The organism is Synechococcus sp. GFB01 (genome assembly GCF_001039265.1).
Taxonomy (GTDB): Bacteria; Cyanobacteriota; Cyanobacteriia; order PCC-6307; family Cyanobiaceae; genus NIES-981.
The window spans coordinates 14187-34768 of the sequence record NZ_LFEK01000011.1 but is presented as its reverse complement, the minus strand read 5'-3'; the positions used below and the strand labels follow the sequence as shown (position 1 = coordinate 34768).

Here is a 20582-nt window from a genome sequence, read left to right as displayed (position 1 = left end):
GCCAGGCCGCCGCTGAGCCAGGGCCGCCTGACCAGCCGCCGCCTCAGGGTGCGGGCGGATCGTCGAACAGCAGTTCCTCGATGTAGCGATCGGCCCAGGCGGGATTGAACGCCTTTTCCAGGACTCGCCGCGTCTTGTCGTTGCGTTTCTGCTGCCTGCAATAGCGGAGCTGACCCTCCCAGCGTTCAACCGTAGCCGGGTCGTCAGGGGCCTGCGGTTCAGCGGCAGCCACGGCTGCGGCCAGCACGGCCAGCACATCGTCCACCTCGTCGACGAAGGTCTGCTCTTCGGTGAGGCAGGTGGGACGCACGAAGCGCACGAAGGGGGAGAAGATGGTTCCCCAGGCCGNCAGCTCACGCTCCTGGGCGTAGTGACGGCGGGGGCGCTGGCTCAGCGCCCTGCTCACAGCTGACGGCAGTTCCGCCGTGACCGGGGAGAGATCGACGATCGCCGCGGAGACGCCGGCCGGGCCGGCGACGATGTCGGCTCCGAACACGGGCAGATCGAAGCGTGGGTCCGGAAAGAAGACGCAGTGCAGAATCTGCAGGCCGGCTCCGAGGCGGGCCGTTTCGAGATGCAGCTTGCGCAGGCCCCTGCAGCGCCGCAGCTCATTGCGAATGAACAGCACCTCACCATCGAGACTGCCGCTGATCGCCTCCAGCTCGGGATCGACGTCGAGCGCCGCCAGCTCGGGGAGCTGCTGCCAGCGCTCCCGGATGCGATCGGCGAGGGCGTCCACCAGCGGATGAAGACCACCGGTGGCGTGAGCGTCGATGGCAGGAGCGGCGGAATCGGAACTCACAGGGCGGCGCCAGCCAGCAGAATGCAGATCCTGCCACGGTTCCGAGTTCTTGCCCCTGGCCCGCGACATCGCCCCGGCAGCCGCGCCGCTGCAGGGCATCGGCGAACCCCGTCGTCAGCAGCTCGGACAGGGAGCCACGGTGCTGAGCCTCGAGCTGGAGGAGGCGCCGCTGGTCTGCATCGAGTTCTGGTGTCGGGCCGGCAGCCGCTTCGAATCCGAAGCGGAAAGCGGCCTGGCCCACTTCCTCGAACACATGGTGTTCAAGGGAAGCCGGCGCCTGGCAGCCGGCGAGTTCGACCGCCGCATCGAAGCGCTCGGTGGCAGCAGCAATGCCGCCACCGGCTTCGACGATGTGCATTACCACCTCCTGATCCCCCCCGCGGCGGCCGCTGAAGGGCTGGCACTGCTGCTGGATCTGGTGCTGGAGCCGCGGCTGGAGGCGGCGGCCTTCGATCTGGAGCGGCAGGTGGTGCTCGAGGAGCTGGCCCAGAGCGAGGACCAACCCGATGAGGTGGCCCTGCAGCACTTGCTCAGCCTGGCCTGCCCCGACCACGCTTATGGGCGCCCGATCCTCGGCCGACGCGAGGCCCTGCTCGCCCATACGCCTGAGGAGATGGCCGACTTCCACGGGCGTCTCTACGGCGCCAACCGCTGCGTGCTGGCGCTCACCGGTGCCCTGGCCGACGCAGGCCTCGACGCTGTGCTGGAGAGCTGTGCCCTGAGCCGCCTTGCTGCCCTGCCGGAGCTGCCTGACTCAGCGCCGCTGCGGGTGGAGCCCGGTGAGCTGCGTCTCACCCTGCCGAGACTCGAATCGGCGCGGCTGCTGATGGCCTGGGCGATGCCTGCCGCCTGCGATCTCGATGGCGTGATGGGCGCCGATCTGGCCACCAGCCTGCTGGCCGAGGGGCGCCGCAGTCGGCTGGTGGATCGGCTGCGCGAGCAGCTGCGCATCGTGGAGAGCGTGGATCTGGACCTTCATGTGATGGAGAGCGGCAGCCTGGCCCTGCTGGAGGCGATCTGCGAGCCCGACGAGCTGCCCGCGGTCCGACGGGAGATCGGCGCGGTGCTGCACAACCTGACGGCTGGCGCGATCGGGCCCGCGGAGTGGCAGCGCTGCCGCCATCTGGTGGCCAATGGCTACCGCTTCAGCCTCGAATCACCGGCCGGCATGGCCGGTCTGATCGGCAGCCAGGCTCTCTGGCAGCGGCGGCTGCCCCTGGCGGCGCCGCTGCAGGCCCTCGACGGCTGGGCGGGTGAGCGGCTGGTCGAGGAGATCATGCCCCGACTGGATCCGGCGCGGGCTGCGGTGCTGGAGGCCCTGCCGGCATGAGCGGACCCTGGCAGAGCCGGCCGCTGCTCGGCGGCCTCAGCCTGCACCGCCAGTGGCGGCGCGGCCCGGGCATCCTGGCGGCGCGCCTCTGGGTCCGCGGCGGCAGCGGTGAGGATCCATCCGGCCAGAGGGGACTGCACCAGCTCCTGGCCGGTGTGATGACCCGCGGCTGCGGCAATCTCGACGCCGAGGCCCTGGCCGACCTGGTGGAGGGTCGGGGTGCCGAACTGCGCTGCGAGGCCAGTGAGGACAGCCTCGTGTTCAGCCTCAAGTGCGCTGCCGAGGACAGCGCCGACCTGCTGCCGCTGCTGATCAGCATGGCGCGCCAGCCGCATCTCGATGCCGATCAGGTGGAGCTGGAACGCAGCTCAACCTGCAGACCCTGCAGAGACAGCAGGAGGATCCCTTCCAGCTCGCCCACGACCTGCTGCGGCACCAGCTCTACGGCGATGGTCCCTATGGCCATGACCCTCTCGGCATCGAAGCCGAACTGGCTGGGCTGGGACCGGAGCAGCTGCAGGGGATTCTGCCCGCACTGGGCAGTTCAGGAGCGCTGCTGGTGCTCTGCGGTGCCGTGGATGGGCGCGTGGAGGACGCCATCGACGCGGCCCTGGCCCGCACACCCTGGATGGTGGCTGCACCCGGTCAGGGTGCAGGTCCTGAAGCGAGGCCGGGCCTCCGTTTCCAGGCCTGCGCCCAGGAGACCGAACAGCTGGTGCTGATGCTGGGGGCGGCGACGGTGCCGCTGGGCGACCCTGACGCCCTGGCGCTGCGGATTCTGCAGACCCATCTCGGCATGGGCATGTCCAGCCGGCTGTTCCAGGTCATGCGCGAGCAGCAGGGGCTGGCCTACGAGGTGGGTGCCCACATGCCGGCGCGGCGCGGCGCCACACCGTTCGTGTGCCATCTCTCCAGCTCGGCCGATCGCGCCGCGCAGGCCTGCCGGTGTCTGCTGGATGAGTGGCAGCGGCTGCTCCTGGAGCCGCTCACGAACGCCGAACTGGAGCTGGCCAGGGCCAAGTTTCTCGGCCAGGACGCCATGGGCCGTCAGACCTGCGGCCAGATCGCCGACCGCCAGGCGCTGGTGATGGGCCACGGGCTGCCCCAGACGTTCGTGGAAACCTGCATCGAGCGGGCGCGCGTGCTGGAGGCTGCCGAGCTCCAGGCGGTGGCGAAACAGCAGTTGCAGCGGCCCCATCTCAGCCTCTGCGGGCCGGAGGAAGCGATCGCGGCCGCCGAAGCGGTGTGGGAGCAACATCCCCTGAGCCGCGAGCCACGCATCTGAGCGGCAACGATGGCCCTGATGCCGCGATGGGTCAGTCGGCGGGCGCTGCCGCCAGGTCTGCGGCATCGATCAGGAAGGAACCGCGCCGGAAGCGAACCGCCACACGGGACTGCGCTCGGAGGCCCACCACCTCACCCACCTCCTCGGGATCGATGAGATCGGGAGGGCGCAGCATCGGCATCGGATCGGCTGATTTCAGATAGCGCACGGGGCGCTGCAACCGCACCCTGCTGCCGAGGGCCCAGCTGCTGTCGTCGGCTGGCGTGTCGGGCCCCAGATCGGCCAAGGGNTGTCTGGCTGCATCAGCTGCCCGACGCTAGCGCCGGCCCCTGCCGGCCCGGCAGACTGGGCGAAGCCAACCCCGGAGCCGTTGCGGGCCCTTGCCACCTGGAGCGGCGCCATCGCCGGCCTGATGCTGATCCTGGTGGGGGGCCTGATCCAGGCTGCCGTGCCCTGGCCCCTCAAGGCCGACAGCTGGACGCTGGTGAGCCTGCCGATCACACTCCAGGTGCCGGCGCTGCTGCTCACGGCCCTGGTCTGCGGGCCCCGCAGCGCCATGTTGGCCAGTGTGGGCTATCTGAGCCTGGGGCTTCTGCAGCTGCCCGTGTTCCAGGGAGGTGGAGGGACCGCCTATCTCCTGGATCCAGGCTTCGGCTTTCTGGCCGGTTTCGTGCCAGCCGCCTGGATCACCGGCAAGCTGGCTCGTCAGGCCGGGATGAACGACCCGCTGCGGCTGCTGGGAGCTGCGGTGATCGGCGTTGCCGTGCTGCAGCTCTGCGGGGTTCTGAACCTGCTGCTGGGCGCCCTGGCCGGCCGCTGGGGTCCCGCTCTGCCTTCCCTGCTGCTGGCTTACAGCCTGGCCCCCCTGCCCTCCCAGCTCCTGCTCTGCTGCGGCGTGGCGCTGGTTGCCCTGCTGCTGCGACGCCTCCTGCTGGTGGATCCGTGAGACCGACCCTGCCGCGGAACCGCTGGCTCAGCTACGCCCTCGCCGCCCTCACGCTGGCGATCGATCAAAGCAGCAAGGCATGGGCGGTGTCCCACCTTGCCCATCAGGGACAGGCCCCGCTGCTGCCCGGCCTGCTGGACCTGCAACTCACCTACAACCCCGGCGCCGCCTTCAGTCTGCTCACCGGCTTCACGGGACTGCTGGGTCTGGTGAGCGTGCTGGTGGCCCTGGGCCTGGTGGTCTGGCTGCAGCGCCACAGGCAACTGCGGGCCTGGCAGGCCGCGGCAGCGGGGCTGCTCCTCGGTGGAGCGCTGGGCAACGGCATCGACCGCTGGCGGATCGGGGCGGTGGTGGATTTCCTCGCCCTGGTCCCGGTGAGCTTTCCGGTGTTCAACCTCGCCGATGTGGCGATCAACGCCGCAGTGGCCTGCTTCCTGATCGACCAGCTGCTCGCCTTGCGGCGGCCGTGAAGCTGCCGCACCGCCTATGGCTGATCGCCGCCGGACTGCTGGGCGTGCTGCTGCTGCTGAGCCTGGTGCTGCAGCTGATCAACCAGCTCACCTGGCAGCTCAGCAGCGTGTTGCCTTATGGGCTCGTCGGTCCGGTGCTCTTTCTGGTGCTGGCCGTGGTGCTGGCGGGACTCGGCCAGCTGCTCTGGCCGTGGCTGCAGGGCTGGCTGCAGCAGCGCCGCGCGGAGAGCAGCTCCGCGCCGCGGCGGGCACTGGCCAGCCGCAGGGAGGCGGCGGCGAGCCAGCTCGAGGCGATCGACCGCACCCTGGAGCAGGTCAGGGATGCCGTGGCGCGTGAAGCCCTGCGCCAGGAGCGGCTGCGCATGGCCGCCCAGCTGGAGCGCGGCGATCTGGTGGTCGTGGTGTTCGGCAGCGGCTCGGTCGGCAAGACCTCGCTGATCCGCGCCCTGCTGCGGCAGCTGGTGGGCGTTGTGGGGGCTCCGATGGGTTCGACCGGCCGGAGCCAGCGATACCGTCTCCGCCTGCAGGGCCTCAAGCGCTGCGTATGGCTCGTGGATACGCCGGGAATCCTCGAAGCCGGCATCGATGGCCGCGAACGCGAGCGGCTCGCCAGCGACAAGGCCGGCCGTGCCGATCTGCTGCTTCTTGTTGTGGACGGCGACCTGCGGGCTGCCGAACAGGAGGTGTACGCCGCACTGGCCGGCCTGGGCAAACGCCTGCTGCTGGTGCTCAACAAGTGCGACCTGCGCGGGGAGCAGGAGGAGCAGCGCCTGCTCGCCCTGCTGCGCCAGCGCTGCGGCAGCCAGCTCGACCCCGCCGACATCATCCCGGTGAGCGCAGCGCCCCAGTCGATCCCCAGGCCAGGCCGTCAGCCGCTCCAGCCGGAGCCGGAGGTGGAACCCCTGCTGAGGCGCATGGCTGCCATCCTCCACGCCGACGGCGAGGAGCTGATCGCCGACAACCTGCTGCTGCAGAGCCGCCGGTTGAGCCAGGCGAGCCGTGATCTGCTGGCCAGCCAGCGCCGCGCCGATGGCNTGGCGATCGTGGATCGCTACATGTGGATCGGTGCTGGCGTGCTGGCGGTGACACCCCTGCCGGGGCTCGATCTGCTCGGCACCGCCGCCGTGAACGCCCAGATGGTGGTGGAGCTGGCCAGGCTGCACGGCATCCAGTTGAGCCGCGATCGGGCTCAGGAGCTGGCGTTGTCCCTGGGACGGACCCTGGCCGGCCTCGGGCTGGTCAAGGGGGGAGTATCGCTGCTGGGCACAGCCCTCAGCCTCAACCTGCCCACCCTCCTGGCCGGACGGGCCATCCAGGCTGTGACCGCCGCCTGGCTCACCCGCATCGCCGGTCTCAGCTTCCTGCGCTATTTCGAGCGCGACCAGGACTGGGGCGATGGCGGCATCCAGCAGGTGGTTCAGGAGCAGTACGAGCTGAGTCGGCGGGAGGGGGTACTGCAGCAGTTCCTTCAGACCGCCATCAGCCGGGTGGTGGCGCCTCTGCGGCGGGAGCAGGCGAGCCTGCCGCCACGGCCGGGGCGCTGAGGTCTGCGAGCGCCTCCGGCGGCGGGGGAAGCAGCGGCCCGCGACTGTCGAGCAGCAGGATCACCCCGAGGTAGAGCACTCCGATCAGGATCGAGAGGGCTCCGGTGATGAGCGCGACCCAGCGGCCACGGCGGGATCCCTGCTCAGCCATGTCGATGGTCCAGGCTGGCGCGAACCAGCTGGGCGACTCGGTCGAGATGCTCGCTGCGGGTGTGGGGATTGCCCAGCACCGCCTTGAGATGATGGCGGCCGGCGTAGAGCGGGCGCGACAGCATCAGCTGATCCGCCAGCAGCCGCTGGCGGGTCTGCTCACTCCAGCGCTCAGCGGCAGACGCGTCGAATCCGTGTGGGGTGAAGGCCAGCAGATGCAGGGCACCGCGGCGCAGCAGCAGCCGGTCATCAGCGGCCAGGCGCTGCTCCAGGGTGCGACGACGCGCGACGGCTCCCTCGACCAGCTGGGCGATCCCCTCCAGTCCGAGCTGGCGCAGGCCGAGCCAGAGCTTGAGAATCTCGGCCGGTCGGGTGCCCTGCAGGCCCCACTCACCGCCGTGGACGCCGCCCCAGCTCGGCTCCATGTAGGGCAGTCCGGTGCGGAAGGGCTGCTCGAGTCGCTGGGGCTGGGCCAGGAGCAGCAGCGAGGAGGTCTTGGTGATCCCCAGCAGCTTCTGGGGATTCACCGTGACCGAATCGGCCAGCCCGAGGCCGGCCACCCGCTGACGATGCTGGGGTGCCAGGGCGAATACCGCGCCGATCGCCCCATCCACGTGGAACCACTGGCCGTAGCGCCGGCACAGTGAGGCGATCGGCTCCAGGGGGTCAACGGCACCGCGGACCGTGGTGCCTGCCGTGGCCACCACCGCCAATACGGGGACACCGGCCTGATTCAGCTGCTGCAGCTGCTGCTCCAGGATCTCGAGATCGAGGCAGCCACCGGCATCCACCGGAACGCGACGCAGGGCGGTGGCAGGCAGGCCCATCACCGTCACCGCCTTGGCGAGCGACACATGAGCGTCGGCGCTGGTCAGCACGACCGCCCGAGCGTCCGTGGCCAGTCCGCGGCAGTGGCGGGCCGTGACCAGGGCCATCAGGTTGGAGAGGGTGCCGCCGCTGGCGGCCACGCCGCCACTGCCGGGCGGCAGACCGATCGCCTCGGCCAGCCAGCCGGAGAGGCTGCGCTCCAGACGGCTGAGGCTGGGTGAGAGCTCCTCGGCCAGCAGATTGTTGTTGAGACCGGCGCAGATCAGCTCACCCGCCACCGAAGCCGGCAGCGCCGGTGGATCCAGGTGAGCCAGGGCCCCTGGATGGCAGGGGTTGTAGGCCCCGTCCATCACGAGCTGCAGATCGGCCAGCAACGCCTCGGGGTGGAGGCCCTGCTGCTGCGGCTGGACGGGGGGCAGCACGCTCAGACCCGGCAGTGGCGCCCGCTGCTCGGCGGAGGCGATCCAGCGGCAGAGCATGGCGGACGCCNGCTCCAGCAGGTCCGCCAGCCGGGAATCGATCTCCCCCGCTGGAGGGAAGGGCAGGCTGGGGTGAGCCCGCGGGGCAGGTGGCGCGCTAGCCAACGGCGGNCGACTCGGGTGCCGCCATTCTCCACCGCCGGGTGGGCTACAAGAGAGCGATGCGTTCAACACCACAGCGTGGAACCTCCTGGGCGCCGCCGGATCCCGCCGGTGTGGAAGGCTGGATGGCCCGGCTGCTGCGTCTGGCCGAGCGAGCCGGTGCCAGCGGGGAGATCCCTGTGGCGGCAGCCGTCCTCGATGGGCAGGGGCGCTGTCTGGGCTGGGGCAGCAACCGGCGCCACCGCCTGGCCGACCCCCTGGGTCACGCCGAGATCGTGGCCCTCGGCCAGGCGGCACGCTGCCTGGGTGACTGGCGCTTCAACGACTGCACCCTGCTGGTGACGCTCGAGCCCTGCCCGATGTGTGCCGGTGCCCTGGTGCAGGCGCGCATGGGGACCGTGGTGTTCGCCGCCGGCGATCCCAAGCGGGGAGCCCTGGGTGGATGCCTCAATCTGGCTACCGACCCTTCAGCTCACCACCACATGACCGTGGTGGACGGGGTGCTGGAACGACAGGCCAGCGCGCAGCTGGAGGCATGGTTCCGGAATCGCCGTCAGCGTTGATCAGCCGGCAGCGCCCTTCCCTCGGAGTTCCCGAGATGAGCCCGGTCGGGCAGACCCGTCTCAGACACCTGCCGCCACGGCCGCCACAGGAGCCTGACGACGGAACGCAGGCAACTCGGTCTCCAACAGGTTGAGCAGCTTGTCGACGTTCTCGGGTCGGCTGTTGTAGCCCATCAGGCCGATGCGCCAGATCCTGCCGGCCAGGGCGCCGAGACCGCCACCCATCTCGATCCCGTAGCTGTCGAGCAGATGCAGGCAGAAAGCCTTGCCATCCACGCCATCGGGGATGCGGACCGTGGTGAGGGTGGGCAGGCGGAGATGCTCGGGGGCATGCAGTTCGAGCCCCAGGCGCTCCAGACCGGCCCAGAGGCGTTCGGCGTTGGCGCGGTGACGGGCCCAGGCATTCTCGAGCCCTTCCTCGGCGAGGAGGCGCAGGGCCTCCCGCATGCCGAAGTTCATGTTGACCGGAGCAGTGTGGTGATAGACCCGGTCACTGCCCCAGTACTGGTTGAGCAGGGTCACATCCAGGTACCAGTTGGGAACTTTCCCCTGGCGGGCCATCATCTTGGCTTCGGCCCTCGGACCCATGCTGAAGGGCCCCAGACCCGGCGGACAGCTCAGGCCCTTCTGGCTGCAGCTGTAGGCAAGGTCCACCTTCCATTCGTCGAGGAACAACGGCACGCCGCCGAGGGACGTGACGGTATCGAGCAGCAGCAGGCAATCGTAGCGGCGGCACAGATCACCGATCCCCTCCATCGGCTGGAGGATGCCGGTGGAGGTCTCCGCATGCACCAGAGCCAGGATGGCGGGGCGATGCCGAGCCAGGGCCTCCTCCAGTTCCGGCAACGTGAAGGCTTCGCCCNAGGGCTTCTCGATCGTGACCACATCGGCCCGGTAGCGGGAGGCCATGTCGGCCAGACGCAGACCGAAATAACCCTTCTGGGCCACCAGGACCTTGTCGCCGGGTTCCACGGTGTTGGCCAGGGTGGCCTCCATGGCGGCACTACCGGTGCCGCTCATCGGGATCGTGAGCCGGTTGTCCGTCTGCCAGGCGTAGCGCAGCAGCTCCTGCACCTCACCCATCAGCTCCACGTAGAGAGGATCGAGATGGCCGATCGGGGTGCGGGAGAGCGCCTTGAGGACCGTGGGATGGGCGTTCGAGGNCCCGGGACNGAGCAGCAGGCGCTCGGGCGTGGAGATCGGCCCCAGCGTGCAGCGATGGGCGTTGTTGACGGGAGGCAGCACGGGGCGGGACGGACCGGGTGGGATGGATGGGGGGGAGGGCGGAATCCAGGCTGAGGCGTCAGCGGGCCCGGACGTTGCTGGCTGCCAGGCCGCGGCAGAGGTGGTCGAAGGGAGGACGCACCACGGCTGCGGCGTCAAGGCCGGCATCGGCCAGCTTCTCGCTGATCACGTCGGCCAGCAGGGCGATGCTGCGCACCGTAGGGCCGGTGGGCACGCCCAGGCTCTTGTAGGTGTCGTCAAGACCGTTGAGCACCCGTTCGTTGAGGATCGTGGCGTCGTCAGCGATCAGGGCATAGCTCGCGTAGCGCAGGAAATAGTCCATGTCGCGCAGGCAGGCGGAGAGCCGGCGGGTGGTGTAGGCATTGCCGCCGGGGAGGATCAGCTCGGGGTCCTCCAGCCAGAGGCGCTGGGCGGCCTCGCGCACGATCTCGGCGGCCTCCCGATTGATCAGCTCAACCGCCGCCAGCCTCAGCTGAGCTTCGGAGTAATAGGTGGCGATGCGGTCGATGGCGTCGCGATCGAGGTAGCGCCCCAGCTGGTCGTAGCGACCGATCAGACCGGTGATGGCATCCCGCATGGCTGGAGTGGATCGACGCACCTGCTCGGGAACCTAGCACTTGGATTCCGTCAGATCCCAGGCCAGCGGTGGGTTCTGACGGATCTGACAGAAAGGGTTACGCAAGCCGGGGCCGCGTTTTGGTTACAGACGCTACAAGGCGTGCCTGTAGCGCTCCCTACGGTCCGCTGACGCCTCCCTCCGGTGGCATCACCGAACCCATCCGTCATGGCCAAGACAGCCCAGGACGTCCTCCGTCAGATCCAGACCGAAGGCATCGAACTGATCGATCTCAAGTTCGTCGATCTGCACGGCAAGTGGCAGCACCTCACGGTCTGCAAGGACCTGGTCGATGAGGACGCCTTCAGCAGCGGTGTGGCGTTCGACGGCTCCTCGATCCGTGGCTGGAAGGCGATCAACGAGTCGGACATGGCGATGGTGCCCGACCCCGCGACCGCCTGGATCGACCCCTTCTACAGCCACAAGACGCTCAGCCTGATCTGCTCCATCCAGGAACCCCGCAGCGGTCAGCCCTACGCCCGCTGCCCCCGCGCCCTGGCGCAGAAGGCGCTCGACTACCTGGCCACCACCGGCATCGCCGACACCGCCTATTTCGGCCCGGAGCCAGAATTCTTCGTCTTCGACGATGTGCGCTACACCTCCGGCAGCGGCAGCAGCTTCTACAGCGTCGATTCGATCGAGGCTCCCTGGAACACCGCCCGGCTGGAGGAGGGCGGCAACCTGGCCTACAAGATCCAGCTGAAGGAGGGCTACTTCCCGGTCGCCCCCAACGACACCCTGCAGGACATGCGCAGCGAGATGCTGCTGACGATGGCAACGCTGGGGGNTGCCGATCGAGAAGCAGCACCACGAGGTGGCCACGGCCCAGCACGAGCTGGGCATGAAGTTCGCGGAGCTGATCAGCGCGGCGGACAACGTGATGATCTACAAGTATGTGGTGCGCAATATCGCCCGGAAGTACGGCAAGACAGCCACCTTCATGCCCAAGCCGGTGTTCGCCGACAACGGCAGCGGGATGCACGTGCACCAGAGCCTCTGGAAGGAAGGCCAGCCCCTGTTCTTCGGTGAGGGCACCTACGCCAACCTCTCCCAGACCGCCCGCTGGTACATCGGCGGCCTGCTCAAGCACGCTCCCAGCTTCCTGGCTTTCACGAACCCCACCACCAACAGTTACAAGCGTCTGGTGCCGGGCTTTGAGGCACCGGTGAACCTGGTCTATTCCCAGGGCAACCGCTCGGCCGCCGTGCGCATTCCGCTCACCGGTCCCAGCCCGAAGGCGAAGCGCCTCGAATTCCGCTCCGGCGACGCACTCTCGAACCCCTACCTGGNCTTCGCGGCGATGCTGATGGCCGGCATCGACGGGATCCGGAACCAGATCGATCCGGGCGACGGCACCGACGTCGACCTGTTCGAGCTCTCGGCCGAGGAGCTGGCCAGGATTTCCACCGTGCCCGCCTCGCTCAACGGCGCCCTCGAGGCCCTCGACGCCGACAAGGACTATCTGCTGGCCGGTGGCGTCTTCTCGGAAGACTTCATCAGCAACTGGATCGCCCTCAAGTACGAGGAGGTGCAGCAGCTGCGCCAGCGGCCGCACCCGCACGAGTTCGTGATGTACTACGACGCCTGAGCACAACCCGAGCCTGGCGGGCCTGCATGGAATCAGCGCAGACGAGCCCCGGCGATGCCGGGGCTTTCTGCTGGCGAGTGTCTGATCGACCGGGGGCCGGCTGCCGTCAGTGGTGGCGGATCATGGCGATGGCGCTGTCGTGCAGGTGTTTCTGATGGGCCTGGCGCACGGCCCAGGCCTGCAGCTGATGCACCGCATCACCGGCCGGATTGAGGTCGTGATGGAGCGTGATCTGGGCCAGCTCAGCGCCATGGAGCCGACGATGGCGCTGGTGATCGTCGGCCCAGCTCAGAAACACCCGCTCCGGGCCGGCCTGGCGGGCGGCGTTGGCAGGCAGAGGCAACGAGGAACTCGCACCGGGAAGGGGGNNTCTGCATCGGCTGATCTCCTGCAGCGGGGGTGCGTCAGTCTCCACCTGTTTTGGTAGCGGTTGCTACCGAACCATCCGGAGCTTCACAGGTCTTACGGAACTGAGGTCTACGGACGCAGCCAGAGCGCCAGCACGAGNCCGAAGCCACCCCAGCGCAGAGCGCGCCAGAACAGCACATCGGCTCGCAGCGGCTGGGCCAGCACCGGCGGCAGAGGATCGAGCAGACGCTGGGTGAGGGCGAGACGCTGGCGCAGCCGCCGCTGCTGAACGCCGCTGCAACGGCTGGGATCGACCGCCTGGGTAAGCAGACCGTCAAGCCGGTGCAGCAGGTGCACCGGTCGCAGGCGAGGCGAACGCATGGAGGCCATGGCCGGCAACGGGGGCTGTCCAACCGACAGGATGACCTGTGCCAACGATGCCCGTCCAGGCCCGCAAGCGTGAACCATTCCCTGCAACAGTCCCTGCAACACACCGACAGCAGCCGGAACGAGGCGAACGAGGACGCCTGGCCGCCCGGATCTGCCGGGCTGGCTGCAGACCTGCAACGCCGGCTGACGATCGACGATCGCCACTGGCATGCGCTCAAGCGCCAGCGCCCGCGCCGCGCGGCCGAGCAACTGGCCGCCGCCCTCGTGGTGCTGCTCAGCCGTGATCAGCCCGATCAGGCTCCCGCCGGAGAGGCCCGCCTCAAGGCGATCGCGCTGGTGGAACACGCCCTCGGCTGGCTGAAGGCGGAGATCAGCGACCCCGGCTGCCCACGCCACGGTGGAACGGGGGGGAGGGCGCAACACGGCTGATCAGGGGGGCTGGACGGCGGCGGATCGCCAGCTGCAGACGATTGCCCCTCTGGCTCCAGCGCACGTCGTCGAAGCAGTGGTGGATCAGGAACAGCCCGCGACCGCCCGTGGCATCCAGCTGCTCCGGCAGGTGGCCGGCACGGGCGTGGGGGGGAAGGCCGGGTCCCTCGTCCTGCACCTGCCAGATCACCCAGCGTGGGGTTTCGATCCGCCGGACGCGTAGACACTTGCCCGGATCACAGCCATTGCCGTGGCGCACGGCATTGACGAGGGCCTCCTGCAGTCCGAGCTGCAGCTGGGACTGCAACTGCAGACAGGAGATGGGCTCCAGCAGCAGCTCCACCAGGGGAGACAGCTGCAGGGTGGACGGCGTGATGAAGTCTGACCAGCGCAGGGCCATCGGGCCGGAACCGCAGGGTCCGTTTTGAACCTACGCCGTCACCGGAAGCATGGCTTCCGGAACGGTCAGGCTTTGATGCGCTGTTGCAAGGCAGGGTGGCCCAGCAGCGCATCCATCAGGCGCACACCACGCAGCTGGTTGATCAGGGGCATGTGCCCCTCAGGAGCGTCGATCGTCCACTGGAAGCCGCCTGGATAACGGGTCCAGATGCCGTTGGTCTTCCAGTGCAGCCTGGGCCAGAGCTGGTCCCAGCGACCAGCGCAGGCCTGCAGCAGTCGACCCTGCACGGAGAATCCGAAACGCCCGCGCGAGTAGCAGACCCAGAGCCGGTCAAGGCTCTCGAGATCGGTGCCGGCGATGGCCGGCACCTCACTGAAGTAGACGTAGCCGCGCCGTACGGCCCCGGGCCCGGCAAGCTCGCGCAGCAGGGCACTGGTGAGTCGATCAGCCTGCTCGAAGTTCTGCAGGGCGAGCTGTCGCTGCAGGGGGGTGTAATCCATGCCCTGGGCGGAGCTGGTGGCCAGCCAGCCCTGGGGGTAGCGGCGGAAGAAGCTGTCACGTTCGGCAGCTCCTCCGGCCAGCAGCAGCTGGATCAGCCAGCCGGCGGCCCAGTCGTCACCGGTGGCATCGAGAGCGGCGATGTGATCGGGAATCAGAGGCCGCACAGCCTCGGCTCGCTGATCGAGCTGGGCCAGCAGGCTGCGCCGCTGGCGCGGGGTGGCGCTCTGGAAGCGCTGCAACAGCTCCTCAGGACTGACGCTGGCGGTGACCCGTGATCCGGAGAGCATGAACGGCCGTGCCTGATCGTGAGCCCACGTGGGCCCACTATGTCAGCTGAGCGCAGCCGAAGGCGATGGACGACGCTGGAACGACCCAGCCCGGGGCGGAGCTTGTGGTCGGGGTCGAGGACTTTCTGAACGGTCGCGGATCGATCGTGGATGTGCGCAGCCCCGCGGAGTTCGAGCGGGGCCATCTGCCCGGTGCCGTGAACCTGCCGCTGTTCAGCGACGCGGAGCGCGCGGCGGTGGGAACCGCGTTCAGGCAGGAGGGCCGCCGGCGGGCCGTGCAGCTTGGTCTGGAGATGGTGGGACCGCGCCTGGCGGCGATGGCGCTCGAGCTGAGCGGGCTGGCCGATGCAGCCGGGCAGCTGCGGGTCCATTGCTGGCGTGGCGGTCTCCGATCCACGAGCGTGGCCTGGCTGGCGGGGCTGCAGCAGCTGCGGGTGTGGCTGCTGGGCGGTGGCTACAAGGCCTATCGGCGCTGGGTGCTCGAGCAGATGGAGCGACCCTGGCCTCTGATCGTGCTGGGTGGCCGCACCGGCACGGGAAAGACCGATCTGCTGCTGGCCCTGGAGCGTCGAGGGGCCGCGGTGGTGGATCTGGAAGGGCTGGCCCAGCATCGGGGCAGCAGCTTCGGAGGGCTGGGTCTGCCAGCCCAGCCCAGCACGGAGCAGTTCGAGAACCGACTGGCCGATCGCCTGCGCCGGCTGCGGGGCAGGACGCCGATCTGGGTGGAGGCCGAGAGTGCCCAGGTCGGCCGGTGCCGCATCCCCGCAGCCTTCTGGCGGCAGATGCGGGAGGCCGCGGTGGTCGAGATCGACCGCCCCGTCGCGGTGCGGGTGAGCCAGCTGGTGGCGGTCTACGGCCCGCAGGGGAAGGACAACCTGCGCCAGGCCACCGAGCGGATCGCACGGCGGCTGGGCCCCCAGCGCACTACGGCGGCCCTGGCCGCCATCGACGCGGGCGACTGGGCCAGCGCCTGCCGGGAGATGCTGGATTACTACGACCGCTGCTACGACCACGAGCTCCACAGCCGCGGTCAGCCGCCGCTGCAACGCCTCGAACTCGGTGAGATGGGCGCGGAACAGGCCGCCGTGCACCTGATGGGCGTGTCGACCGGTGCCGCCTAGGATCGGCCTTTCACCGCGACAGCATGGGCGCCGCCATTCAGTTCTTCCGTGGCGTGGATGAGCCCGTCGTGCCGGACATCCGGCTCACCCGCTCGCGGGACGGACGGACCGGACAGGCGATGTTCGTGTTCGAGGAGCCCGACGCCCTGGCCCCGGAATCCATGGGCGACATCACCGGCATGTTCATGGTGGATGAGGAAGGCGAGCTGGTGACACGTGAGGTCAAGGCCCGTTTCGTGAATGGCAAGGCCAGCGCTCTCGAGGCCACCTACACCTGGAAGAGCCTGACCGACTTCGAGCGGTTCATGCGCTTCGCGCAGCGCTATGCCGACAGTCACGATCTGGGATTCTCCGGCAGCCAGAGCGGCGAGGACGACGCCGACCTGAGCGAGGCCTGATCGTTGCGGTTCGGCCAGTGGCTGGGACTGCTGGCCCTGATCGCCGCCATGGCGCTCCTGTGGAGCCTGCGGATGGTGGTGGTTCAGGTGTTCGCCGCCGTGGTGCTGGCCATGGCCCTCTGCACCCTGGTGGGGGGGTTCAGCGGCGACTGGGATGCGCCAGAGGCCTGGCCCTGCTGATCAGCCTGCTCGGCCTGGCGGTGCTGCTGGCCCTGGTGGCCACTGCGGTGATCCCCCCTTCGTGGAACAGTTCGGCGAACTGCTGCAGAAGTTGCCGGCCGCCGCCCGGCTGCTGCTCAGCCTGGTGCGCCAGTCGATGGCCAGCGTGTCCCAGATGCTGTATGGCCGCAGTGATGGCGGCTTTACGATGCTGTCGCAGCTGGGCCTGACGGGGGTCGGAGAGGGAGCCCCCGCCCTGGGCAGCAGTCTGGGTGCCGGAGCTCTGCGCCTGGTGGGACTGGCCGGCAATCTGGGCAGTGGCCTGGTGCAGCTGCTGTTCGTGCTCGCGGTGAGCCTGATGATCGCCGCCCAGCCAGTGGCCTACCGGGAGGTGGCGATCCTGCTCGTTCCCTCGTTCTACCGCCGCAGGGCCCGCCAGGTGCTGGTGCTCTGCGGCGAGGCCCTCAGTGCCTGGATGGGGGGGGTGCTGATCAGTTCGGTGTGCGTGGGGCTGCTGGCGGCCATCGGCCTCAGCCTGCTGGGGGTCAAGCTGGTGGCGGCACACGCGTTGCTGGCCGGTCTTCTCAATGTGATCCCCAACGTGGGACCCACGCTCAGCACCGTGTTTCCCATGGCGGTGGCCCTGCTGGACGCGCCCTGGAAGGCCCTCGCTGTGCTGGGCCTGTATGTGGCCGTCCAGAACCTCGAGAGCTATGTGATCACGCCGTCGGTGATGCACCACCAGCTGCGCCTGCTTCCCGGCCTCACCCTCTGCGCCCAGTTCCTGTTCACGGTGCTGTTCGGGCCGCTGGGCCTGCTGCTGGCGCTGCCTCTGGCGGTCTGTCTGCAGGTGATCCTGCGCGAGGTGGTGATCCGCGACATCCTGGAACCGTGGAAACCGCGCCGTTTCATCGGCGCCAGCAGCTGAGCGGGACGCGAACCGATGAGCAGCCGCACCTTCGTGATCACCGTGGCGGTCGTGGCCCTTGCCTTGGTGGCCTGGCAGCTGCGCTGGGTGCTGCTGGTGTTCTTCGGCGCCGTGGTGCTGGGGGTAGCCCTCGATGTTCCGACCTCCCTGCTGCGACGACTGCTGCCGCTGAACCGCCCGGCGGCCCTGCTGGTGGTGGTGCTGGCGCTGCTGCTGCTGGGCTGGCAGGTGGGCCAGCTGCTGGTTCCCGAGGTGATCGAGCAGGTCAACACACTCAACCGGCTGCTGCCCGACCTGATCGATCGGCTGGTGAGCCTGGCGGGACGCTCCCAGGCGCTGGGGAACCTGCAGCGGCTTCAGAACATCGAGATCTGGGACAGGCTGCAGCCGCTGGGCAGCCATGTGATCGGCCTGGCGGGCGGAGCCGCCAACACCACGATCCAGCTGCTGCTGATGGTGCTGCTGGCCCTGTTGATGGCCCTCGATCCCCGCAGCCATCAACGCCTTCTGATCGCCGCCACGCCACACTTCTACCGCCCGCGCATGCAGGGGCTGCTGCAGGAGTGCCGTGAAGCGCTGGGGGGATGGCTGGCTGGCATGACCTTGTCGGCGGTGGCGGTGTTTCTGCTCACCTGGCTGGGGCTGGCGCTGCTGCACGTGCCCCTCGCCCTGATCAGCGGCCTGGTCTGCGGTGTGCTGACCTTCGTGCCCACGATCGGGCCCACGGCCGCCACCCTGCTGCCGCTGGCGGTGGCGCTGCTGATCTCTCCCGCCAAGCTGGTTCAGGTGCTGGTGCTGCGGTTGGCGCTGCAGAACCTGGAGGCCTTCGTGCTCACGCCGCTGCTGCTCAAACGCACGGTGAATCTCCTGCCCACGGTGGCGCTCATGGCCCAGCTCAGCCTCGGGGCGGTGCTGGGGCTGCCGGGATTGCTGCTGGCCCTGCCTCTGGTGGTGGTGCTCCAGGTGGTTGGTGAGCAGGTGCTGGTGAGGGATGTGATGGATCGCTGGCGGGCCGGCTGAGAAGAGCGGCGTTGAGCTGAACCGGGGTGTGGCCCCCAGCGGCCCTCAGCCCCTCCGCCAGAGACGCGGCAGCAGCAGCAGAACAACCACGGCCAGCGGGTGGCTGACCACGGCGTACCAGAGGGCGGTGAAGGTGAAATGCTGGGCGAGAAGTTGCAGTTCCTCCCGCAGATCGAGCAGGGCCAGGAATCCCAGCAACAGGGCAATCGGGGCGGGCCGGAGTCGCCCCGGACTCTGGGACCGGGGGGATGATCGGCCGGTGCCCAGGCTCATCGGCGCGAGAGCACGGGCAGGAGGGTCGGAGCGATGCCGATGCTCGACCAGCTGCCCACCGCGATCCCGATCGTGAGAGCCACGGCAAACCAGAACAGCGTGCTGCCGCCGAAGAAGATCAGGGCCACCAGCGGCAGGAGTGTGGTGAAGGAGGTGTAGAGAGAACGCGTGAGGGTGGCATCCACAGCCACATCAACCTGCTCCACCATCGACAGTTCGCGCAGCAGACCCTTCTGCTCGCGGATCCGGTCAAACACCACAACGGTGTCGGTGACGGAGTAACCGGCCACGGTGATCAACGAGACGGCGAAGAGGGAATCAACCTCCACGCNGGCGAGGAAGCCGAGCCAGGCAAAGGCCCCGCAGGTGATCAGAACGTCGTGGGCCAGGCACAGCAGGGCGAGGCCAGCAAAGACACGGTCGTAGCGGAAGGTGATGTAGGCGGCGATGGCCGCGAAGCTCACGATCAGCGAGATCAGGCTTCCCTGCAGCAGCTGGGCCCCAAGGATCGGGCCGATGGTGTCGACCGAGATCCCCGCGGGATCCAGCTCACCCAGGTCCGGTTTGAGGCCGTTGATCACCGATGTGGCCTGATCCGGCTGCAGGGTTGGCAGACGCAGCACCAGCGATCGGCCTTGATCGAGGATCTGCACCCCCGCTGAATCGAGCATCACAGCAGGCTCACCAGGTTGCACCGGCAGACGCAGACCAGCCAGACGGCTGCGGATAACGCCAGCGTCCAGGGCTGAACAGGTCTGTGGGCAACGACGCTCCAGCTGGATCTGGGTGCCACCGGTGAAATCAAGGCCCGGCTTGAGCGGGGCGCCGATGGCAGGACTGAGCCAGCAGAGAAGCAGACCGATCAGGCTGAGCAGGCAGGTGATGCCGGACCCCCACCAGGCCAGACGGCGATGGCGACTGATGCAGAAACGGGGTGAAACGGCAACGGCTGATGTCATCAGGAAGCGCTGAGTGGAAGCTGGCGTGCGGGCAGGAAGTAGGTGGTCTGACGCAGCGCGGAGTAGCTCATCAGCACCCTCAGGATGCTGCGCGTGCAGGTGAGCGCCGTGAACAGACTGAGCAGCAGACCGATCGCGAGGGTGACGGCGAAGCCCTTGACCAGACCCGTTCCCAGGGCGAAGAGAGCTGCGCAGCTGATCAGCCCCGTGACATGGCCGTCGAGGATCGATGAGAAGGCCAGGGAGAAGCCCGTGTCGATCGAGCGGATCAGGGTGTTGCCGGCACGGAGCTCCTCCTTGATGCGCTCGAAGATCAGCACGTTGGCATCCACGGCCATGCCGATCGAGAGAATGAAGCCGGCGATCCCGGGCAGGGTGAGGGTTACGGGGATCAGGGTATAGATGGCGAGGTTGAACAGGGCATAGAGCGACAGGGCCACCACCGCCACCCCCCCGGCAAGGCGGTAGACCAAGACCATGAAGATCGCCACCAGGCTGAGGCCCACCAGGCCCGCCACGAGACTGGTGCGCACGTTCTCGGCACCGAGGGTGGGACCCACCGTGCGCACCTCGATGATCTTCACGGGCAGGGGCAGAGAACCACCCCGCAGCTGCACTTCGAGTTCACGGGCCTCTTCGGCTGTGAAGTTCCCGGTGATGCTGGCGGCGCCCCCCGTGATCCCGGCCGCCTGAANTTCAGGCCCCACACTGGCCTCGCTGATCGAGCGGCCATCAAGCACGATCCCCNAGGAGCCGGCCGCTGCCGGCGATCGACTTGGTGAGAGCGGCGAAGCGATCACCACCCTCTCGCGTGAAATTCAGAGTCACATCCCAGGCGGTGCCGGTCTGCTGCTGTTGCCGCCCGGCAGCCACCAGATCCCTGCCGGTGAGCTGGGCCGGTTCGAACAGTGACAGGATGTCGACATTGAGGCGGTCGAGATCCGTCTTCACCTTCTGAAGGTCGCGCTGGCGGGCGGGATCAGCCTCTGCGGCGGGAGTGCTGAGCCGGGCCTCCAGAGCCTGCGCCGCGCGGCGCAGCTTGAGCAACTCCTGCATGCGCTGCTCGGTGCCGGGTTTCTGAGCGCGGAATTCAAGAAGCGCTGTGGTACCGAGCACCCTGGCAGCACGGCTGGGATCCTGCTCGCCGGGTAACTGTAGTACCAGCTGGTCGTCACCCACCGTCTGCAGGGTCGACTCGGCGACACCCAGACCGTTGATGCGTCGCTCCAGGACCTCCTTGACAGCTTCAAGCTGCTCCTTCTCCACGGTCCTGATCGCGCCGGCCGGCATGACCTTGAGGGTGAGCTGGCTACCACCGCGCAGATCGAGCCCTAACTGGAGCGGAAAGCTGACCAGCAGCGCGGCCGAGGCGATCGCCAGGGCGAGGATCAGGGCCAACCATCCCTGTTGACGGGCCATCA

General features: G+C 68.7%; 23 protein-coding genes and 3 pseudogenes. 13 read left to right on the top strand and 13 right to left on the bottom strand.

What is annotated here, in order from left to right:
- Positions 1–43: 43 nt before the first annotated feature.
- Positions 44–802 carry a phycocyanobilin:ferredoxin oxidoreductase gene (locus SYNGFB01_RS02260; protein ID WP_235299870.1) on the bottom strand — a complete coding sequence of 253 codons (759 nt, stop codon included), beginning with the start codon at positions 800–802 and terminating at the stop codon, positions 44–46.
- Positions 803–851: 49 nt separating this feature from the next.
- Here SYNGFB01_RS02260 and SYNGFB01_RS02255 point away from each other — a divergent pair, with 49 nt between their 5' ends.
- From SYNGFB01_RS02255 to SYNGFB01_RS15130, 3 genes are read left to right on the top strand one after another with little or no spacing between them, the layout of a single operon-like run.
- Positions 852–2132, top strand: coding sequence for a pitrilysin family protein (locus tag SYNGFB01_RS02255; RefSeq protein ID WP_235299869.1), 1281 nt, complete (start codon positions 852–854; stop codon positions 2130–2132).
- Positions 2129–2854 carry an insulinase family protein gene (locus tag SYNGFB01_RS15135; RefSeq protein WP_235299868.1) on the top strand — a complete coding sequence of 242 codons (726 nt, stop codon included), beginning with the start codon at positions 2129–2131 and terminating at the stop codon, positions 2852–2854. Before SYNGFB01_RS02255 ends, SYNGFB01_RS15135 begins: the two co-directional genes overlap by 4 nt.
- Positions 2743–3417, top strand: a complete 675-nt coding sequence (locus tag SYNGFB01_RS15130) for a M16 family metallopeptidase (RefSeq protein WP_369795459.1) — start codon at positions 2743–2745, stop codon at positions 3415–3417. Before SYNGFB01_RS15135 ends, SYNGFB01_RS15130 begins: the two co-directional genes overlap by 112 nt.
- A 31-nt stretch (positions 3418–3448) precedes the next feature.
- On the opposite strand, the gene SYNGFB01_RS02245 is transcribed toward SYNGFB01_RS15130, so the two are convergent.
- Entirely contained in the window at positions 3449–3703 is a 255-nt protein-coding gene (locus SYNGFB01_RS02245) for an NAD(P)H dehydrogenase assembly family protein (RefSeq protein WP_235299867.1), read from the bottom strand.
- A gap of 84 nt (positions 3704–3787) precedes the next feature.
- Here SYNGFB01_RS02245 and SYNGFB01_RS02240 point away from each other — a divergent pair, with 84 nt between their 5' ends.
- The 3 genes from SYNGFB01_RS02240 to SYNGFB01_RS02230 are packed head-to-tail and all read left to right on the top strand — an operon-like array spanning position 3788 to position 6377.
- Positions 3788–4363: a biotin transporter BioY gene (locus SYNGFB01_RS02240; protein WP_048016751.1), complete on the top strand. Its 576-nt coding sequence runs from the start codon at positions 3788–3790 to the stop codon at positions 4361–4363.
- Positions 4360–4833 (top strand): signal peptidase II, encoded by a 474-nt coding sequence (lspA, locus tag SYNGFB01_RS02235; RefSeq protein WP_048016750.1) that lies wholly within the window; start codon positions 4360–4362, stop codon positions 4831–4833. Before SYNGFB01_RS02240 ends, lspA begins: the two co-directional genes overlap by 4 nt.
- Positions 4830–6377: a YcjF family protein gene (locus SYNGFB01_RS02230; RefSeq protein ID WP_048016749.1), complete on the top strand. Its 1548-nt coding sequence runs from the start codon at positions 4830–4832 to the stop codon at positions 6375–6377. The genes lspA and SYNGFB01_RS02230 overlap by 4 nt, the downstream gene beginning before the upstream one ends.
- Here the strand turns inward: SYNGFB01_RS02230 and SYNGFB01_RS02225 are convergent.
- Positions 6313–6528: a hypothetical protein gene (locus SYNGFB01_RS02225; RefSeq protein ID WP_048016748.1), complete on the bottom strand. Its 216-nt coding sequence runs from the start codon at positions 6526–6528 to the stop codon at positions 6313–6315. The genes SYNGFB01_RS02230 and SYNGFB01_RS02225 overlap by 65 nt on opposite strands.
- On the bottom strand, positions 6521–7939 hold the full coding sequence (locus SYNGFB01_RS02220) for an aspartate aminotransferase family protein (RefSeq protein WP_053068263.1): 1419 nt from the start codon (positions 7937–7939) through the stop codon (positions 6521–6523). Before SYNGFB01_RS02220 ends, SYNGFB01_RS02225 begins: the two co-directional genes overlap by 8 nt.
- A gap of 122 nt (positions 7940–8061) precedes the next feature.
- On the opposite strand from SYNGFB01_RS02220, the gene SYNGFB01_RS02215 reads away from it, so the two are divergent.
- The gene (locus tag SYNGFB01_RS02215) at positions 8062–8499 is read left to right on the top strand and encodes a nucleoside deaminase (RefSeq protein WP_048016762.1); all 438 of its coding nucleotides are present in this window, start codon (positions 8062–8064) and stop codon (positions 8497–8499) included.
- A 60-nt stretch (positions 8500–8559) separates the two neighbouring features.
- On the opposite strand, the gene SYNGFB01_RS02210 is transcribed toward SYNGFB01_RS02215, so the two are convergent.
- Positions 8560–9744, bottom strand: coding sequence for an alanine--glyoxylate aminotransferase family protein (locus tag SYNGFB01_RS02210; protein WP_235299866.1), 1185 nt, complete (start codon positions 9742–9744; stop codon positions 8560–8562).
- 58 nt (positions 9745–9802) lie between these two features.
- Positions 9803–10321: an allophycocyanin gene (locus SYNGFB01_RS02205; RefSeq protein ID WP_048016747.1), complete on the bottom strand. Its 519-nt coding sequence runs from the start codon at positions 10319–10321 to the stop codon at positions 9803–9805.
- 207 nt (positions 10322–10528) lie between these two features.
- Between SYNGFB01_RS02205 and glnA the strand changes: the two are divergent.
- Positions 10529–11948: pseudogene (glnA, locus tag SYNGFB01_RS02200) on the top strand (type I glutamate--ammonia ligase).
- Between the two features lie 106 nt (positions 11949–12054).
- On the opposite strand, the gene SYNGFB01_RS02195 reads toward glnA, so the two are convergent.
- Positions 12055–12291, bottom strand: coding sequence for a hypothetical protein (locus SYNGFB01_RS02195; RefSeq protein ID WP_048016746.1), 237 nt, complete (start codon positions 12289–12291; stop codon positions 12055–12057).
- A gap of 134 nt (positions 12292–12425) precedes the next feature.
- Positions 12426–12677 (bottom strand): hypothetical protein, encoded by a 252-nt coding sequence (locus SYNGFB01_RS02190; RefSeq protein ID WP_235299865.1) that lies wholly within the window; start codon positions 12675–12677, stop codon positions 12426–12428.
- Positions 12678–12755: 78 nt separating this feature from the next.
- Between SYNGFB01_RS02190 and SYNGFB01_RS02185 the strand changes: the two genes are divergently transcribed.
- The gene (locus SYNGFB01_RS02185; RefSeq protein ID WP_235299864.1) at positions 12756–13115 is read left to right on the top strand and encodes a DUF6439 family protein; all 360 of its coding nucleotides are present in this window, start codon (positions 12756–12758) and stop codon (positions 13113–13115) included.
- Here the strand turns inward: SYNGFB01_RS02185 and SYNGFB01_RS02180 are convergent.
- Both SYNGFB01_RS02180 and SYNGFB01_RS02175 read right to left on the bottom strand, forming a co-directional pair.
- A complete protein-coding gene (locus tag SYNGFB01_RS02180) occupies positions 13057–13515 on the bottom strand; it encodes an ATP-binding protein (RefSeq protein WP_048016744.1) in 459 nt (152 codons plus the stop codon). The two genes, SYNGFB01_RS02185 and SYNGFB01_RS02180, sit on opposite strands and share 59 nt — an antisense overlap.
- Before the next feature lie 65 nt (positions 13516–13580).
- Positions 13581–14303 (bottom strand): GUN4 domain-containing protein, encoded by a 723-nt coding sequence (locus tag SYNGFB01_RS02175; protein ID WP_048016743.1) that lies wholly within the window; start codon positions 14301–14303, stop codon positions 13581–13583.
- 65 nt (positions 14304–14368) lie between these two features.
- On the opposite strand from SYNGFB01_RS02175, the gene mnmH reads away from it, so the two are divergent.
- The 4 genes and pseudogenes from mnmH (at position 14369) to SYNGFB01_RS02155 (ending at position 17929) form a co-directional block, all read left to right on the top strand.
- Positions 14369–15424 carry a tRNA 2-selenouridine(34) synthase MnmH gene (mnmH, locus tag SYNGFB01_RS02170; RefSeq protein WP_048016742.1) on the top strand — a complete coding sequence of 352 codons (1056 nt, stop codon included), beginning with the start codon at positions 14369–14371 and terminating at the stop codon, positions 15422–15424.
- A 23-nt stretch (positions 15425–15447) separates the two neighbouring features.
- Positions 15448–15822: a photosystem II reaction center protein Psb28 gene (psb28, locus tag SYNGFB01_RS02165; protein WP_048016741.1), complete on the top strand. Its 375-nt coding sequence runs from the start codon at positions 15448–15450 to the stop codon at positions 15820–15822.
- A gap of 3 nt (positions 15823–15825) precedes the next feature.
- Positions 15826–16909, top strand: a pseudogene (locus SYNGFB01_RS02160) (AI-2E family transporter).
- Positions 16910–16924: 15 nt separating this feature from the next.
- Positions 16925–17929: an AI-2E family transporter gene (locus SYNGFB01_RS02155; protein ID WP_048016740.1), complete on the top strand. Its 1005-nt coding sequence runs from the start codon at positions 16925–16927 to the stop codon at positions 17927–17929.
- 45 nt (positions 17930–17974) lie between these two features.
- Here SYNGFB01_RS02155 and SYNGFB01_RS14760 read toward each other — a convergent pair whose 3' ends face one another.
- The 3 genes and pseudogenes from SYNGFB01_RS14760 to secD all read right to left on the bottom strand — a co-directional run bounded on the left by SYNGFB01_RS14760 (position 17975) and on the right by secD (position 20580).
- Entirely contained in the window at positions 17975–18202 is a 228-nt protein-coding gene (locus tag SYNGFB01_RS14760) for a hypothetical protein (protein ID WP_048016739.1), read from the bottom strand.
- Positions 18199–19161, bottom strand: a complete 963-nt coding sequence (gene secF / locus SYNGFB01_RS02145; protein WP_048016738.1) for a protein translocase subunit SecF — start codon at positions 19159–19161, stop codon at positions 18199–18201. The genes SYNGFB01_RS14760 and secF overlap by 4 nt, the downstream gene beginning before the upstream one ends.
- Positions 19161–20580, bottom strand: a pseudogene (gene secD / locus SYNGFB01_RS02140) (protein translocase subunit SecD). The gene secF and the pseudogene secD overlap by 1 nt, the downstream one beginning before the upstream one ends.
- Positions 20581–20582: the final 2 nt, after the last annotated feature.